The sequence below is a fragment of the Aquabacterium sp. genome (assembly GCF_021768455.1).
In the GTDB taxonomy this organism is placed as follows: domain Bacteria; phylum Pseudomonadota; class Gammaproteobacteria; order Burkholderiales; family Burkholderiaceae_C; genus Aquabacterium.
In genome coordinates this window covers 1-2,824 of record NZ_JAIZVX010000249.1, presented here as the reverse complement: position 1 = coordinate 2,824, position 2,824 = coordinate 1, and the positions used below count along the sequence as shown (strand labels likewise).

Annotated in this window: 4 protein-coding genes; all 4 read right to left on the bottom strand. The window is 52.5% G+C overall.

Translation table 11 applies throughout. The features are described from left to right. Nucleotides 1-167 precede the first annotated feature (167 nt). Nucleotides 168-1,394: a DNA-directed RNA polymerase gene (locus tag QZ994_RS19345; protein ID WP_290877576.1), complete on the bottom strand. Its 1,227-nt coding sequence runs from the start codon at nt 1,392-1,394 to the stop codon at nt 168-170. A 42-nt stretch (nt 1,395-1,436) separates the two neighbouring features. Beyond that, nucleotides 1,437-1,661, bottom strand: coding sequence for a hypothetical protein (locus QZ994_RS19340; protein WP_290877574.1), 225 nt, complete (start codon nt 1,659-1,661; stop codon nt 1,437-1,439). Between the two features lie 146 nt (nt 1,662-1,807). Beyond that, complete coding sequence (locus QZ994_RS19335) at nt 1,808-2,626, bottom strand: hypothetical protein (protein WP_290877573.1); 819 nt, start codon at nt 2,624-2,626, stop codon at nt 1,808-1,810. 15 nt (nt 2,627-2,641) lie between these two features. Next, nucleotides 2,642-2,824 (bottom strand): hypothetical protein (locus QZ994_RS19330; protein WP_290877571.1); only part of this gene is annotated, 183 nt, incomplete at its 5' end.

The window sequence follows — 2,824 nt, the reverse complement described above, 5'->3', positions numbered from 1 at the left end:
GTATGATTTGAGCCAAGAGCCTCGTGGACCAAAGTCCATTTCGGCCAACCCAATCTCAACGAGATGCCAGCATGGTCGGTTGCGTTGCATACGCCCCGGCCCAACTCGAAAGGGCACATAGCCGGTCTCGAACATGGCCAGAGCGTTTGCTTTTTGGCTTTTGGTCATCATGACAGGGCATAGTCCGTGTCGAGGATGTCTTTCCACATTTCAGGGTCCACCTTGCCGACTTGTACGGTCTTCCCGATGAGTTGAGAAATGAGGTAGCTCAGCATCTCACTTTTGGCGATCAGCTTGAGTTGGTTGGCATACTGCCACCGCATGTCGTTCCCATAGTTAGGATGGCAGCGGAAGCAGTCATGGATCGAGATCACCTTGAACGGCTTGTCGGGCAGGCTTTCCAGCAGTTCATGGATCACAGCAGGATCCACCAGATGGATGGTGCAGGGGAACAGGTGGTCGATGATGCGAGCCGAGAGATAGCCCGATGCCTCATAGTGAGCCCAGAGGGTCTTCACCATTTGAGCATGATGGCTGTTCTCGTCCTTGGTTCCACCAATAAGCATATCACCGGACAGCAGATCATAGATCCTATTGACCTGATCCATGTCATAGTCGCACCGACGGGTCATCTCGCGAACGATCATACCGTCGATGGAGTGGATGGTGTTGGCACCCAACGAACGGCCTTCAGCCATGGGCTGGTTGGCCTTCCTGAAGGTGTCAAAGGGCTGGTTGAGGAAATGGACGGTCTCTTTCACAGAGTCCATCACCTTGACGTGGACATGGAAATTGTCCGGCAGCACCCAGTCATGCGACAGGGCATCCTTGTTCCAGAACGTCAGCATGGCCTCGTTCAGCTCCCACGCTGCGGGAGCCATTTCAGCCATGGTATCGTAGAAGATGTCCAGCAGGGCACCTTCACCGAACACACGCTTGGGCACAGCTCGGCTGGAATAGAGAGCGGTCATGATGGCTTCTTTCACCCCATCACGCTCGATCTTGCCTTCCTCACCGATTTTGTCAGTCATGGTGCGGTAGATCACCGTGTAGCCGTCCCGGCGCTGGGCCTCAACCTCTTCACCGAAATACGGGATCACGTTGCACAGTTCAGCCGACTTGCGGCAGCCGGTCAGAGCCGACAGAAGCTGCAAGCCACTCGACGTGGCATCCAGCGAGATCATGTAGCCGCTGGGCACCTTGTTCATGGCGTCCATGTATGCCTTGCAGCCTGCGTAGAACATGGCGGGTTCCTTGGCCTTGTGGACCAGCTCGCCCATATGATCGGCGTGCTGATCGAACCAAGCGATACGTTCATTCCACGTCCACTTGTCATGGCCGAAGGCCGAAGCGATGTCGATCTTGAGGTACTGAAGCGGCGTAAAGGTCTGCATGTTCATCTCCTGCATCTTGCATCTTGGGGATAGGTAGGCTGGTCAGCCTACCGTGAAATTCATGGCCACGATCCGACGGACCTTAGTGTCGCTGGCGAACGTCTCAACGTCACCAGCATTGAGGTGGCCAACGTGCTTGTAGATCACGGTGGCTTTCATGCTGTCGGTCTTGCCGACGATGTAGATCCCATCTCCGTTCTCGAAGATGTTACCTTGGCGAAGTGCCCCAAAGGTGGTGTCACCGGGACGCTCAATACTGACTTTCATGGGCTATTCCTTGTTCTGGAAGAAGCAGAACTCTTCCGCTTCCGCTTTGGTGTCGAACCTCCAAGGATGGAGCTTGCCATTAGGTAGCACTACTCCCCATGCGTCTGAGAGGCAGAACCAGCACAGTCGCTTCGGTCTGTATTTGCTCACAGCTCAATCACCTCAGGTTCGGCAAGCTCAATCACAGCTTTGTTCCATGGAGCGCCTTGATAAGATACATGGTAGCCTTGGCAGTAGATACGGCCACGCTTGTCATACTTATGAGTCAGGAAGAACTCGTTGCCATGCTCGGTGAGGATCTCGATCACATCATGGCAGGTGCGATCATACTTCTCGAATGCACGCTTGCGCTTCTCGAAGTCCTCTTTGGACTCACCCTCTTTAGGCTTGTCCAGATTACGCCAAGCATTCTTAATCATCTTGGCGGTGTCATTGTTGATGGTGAACTTCACCTTGTTCATGCGATTGATATGGTCGAGACACACATCATCGCTATGGTGGTTCTTCTTGAGGATAATCGAACCACGGTTGAGCACATATCCAGTGTCCCGATTGCTCTTCACTTCCCTTGGTTCAACAACCATGGGTAGTGGGAACTGGAAGCGATCAAGCTCAGCCTGCACATCCTCACTGATGGTGATAGCGGTGATGAACACCTCTTGTACCGGATGCCAATGGCACAGATCCAGCTCACACATCTTGATGATAAGGTCTACGACCTCCTGTGCAGTGTTGCACTGTCCACGTAGTACACCTACCAAGGTCGGCAATGGTGCTCGTTTATGTAGAGCCATCTGCACCAGCAAGGCATAACCGAAGTCCAGCGGGATCCCGTTGTCCTCGAACACCTTGGTGAAGCTGATCTCCGTGCAGGCCATGAACTCCTGCTTGATCCGAGGGATAAGCTGGTTCTTGTTGAACAGGGTTTCGAGTTCGATCTGATGCTGCATTTTTGCGTCTTGCATAAGTAATTCCCTTTATCAGAAAATGACTTTGATGGCCCAGATCGTTGCGATGGAACCAAAGAAAAGCGATCCGTAGAACAATATGGTTTTCACGATGTAACCATAACGATACCAGTTTATCCAAAGATAACCTGACATGCCCATGATGACTGAAAACAACCATACACAGGCGATTCCCATTCTCATGTTATCGTCCAT

Coding starts and splice junctions, on each gene's coding strand:
- QZ994_RS19345 (WP_290877576.1), bottom strand. CDS start 1,394: ATGCAGACCTTTACGCCGCTTCAGTACCTCAAGATCGACATCGCTTCG.
- QZ994_RS19340 (WP_290877574.1), bottom strand. CDS start 1,661: ATGAAAGTCAGTATTGAGCGTCCCGGTGACACCACCTTTGGGGCACTT.
- QZ994_RS19335 (WP_290877573.1), bottom strand. CDS start 2,626: ATGCAAGACGCAAAAATGCAGCATCAGATCGAACTCGAAACCCTGTTC.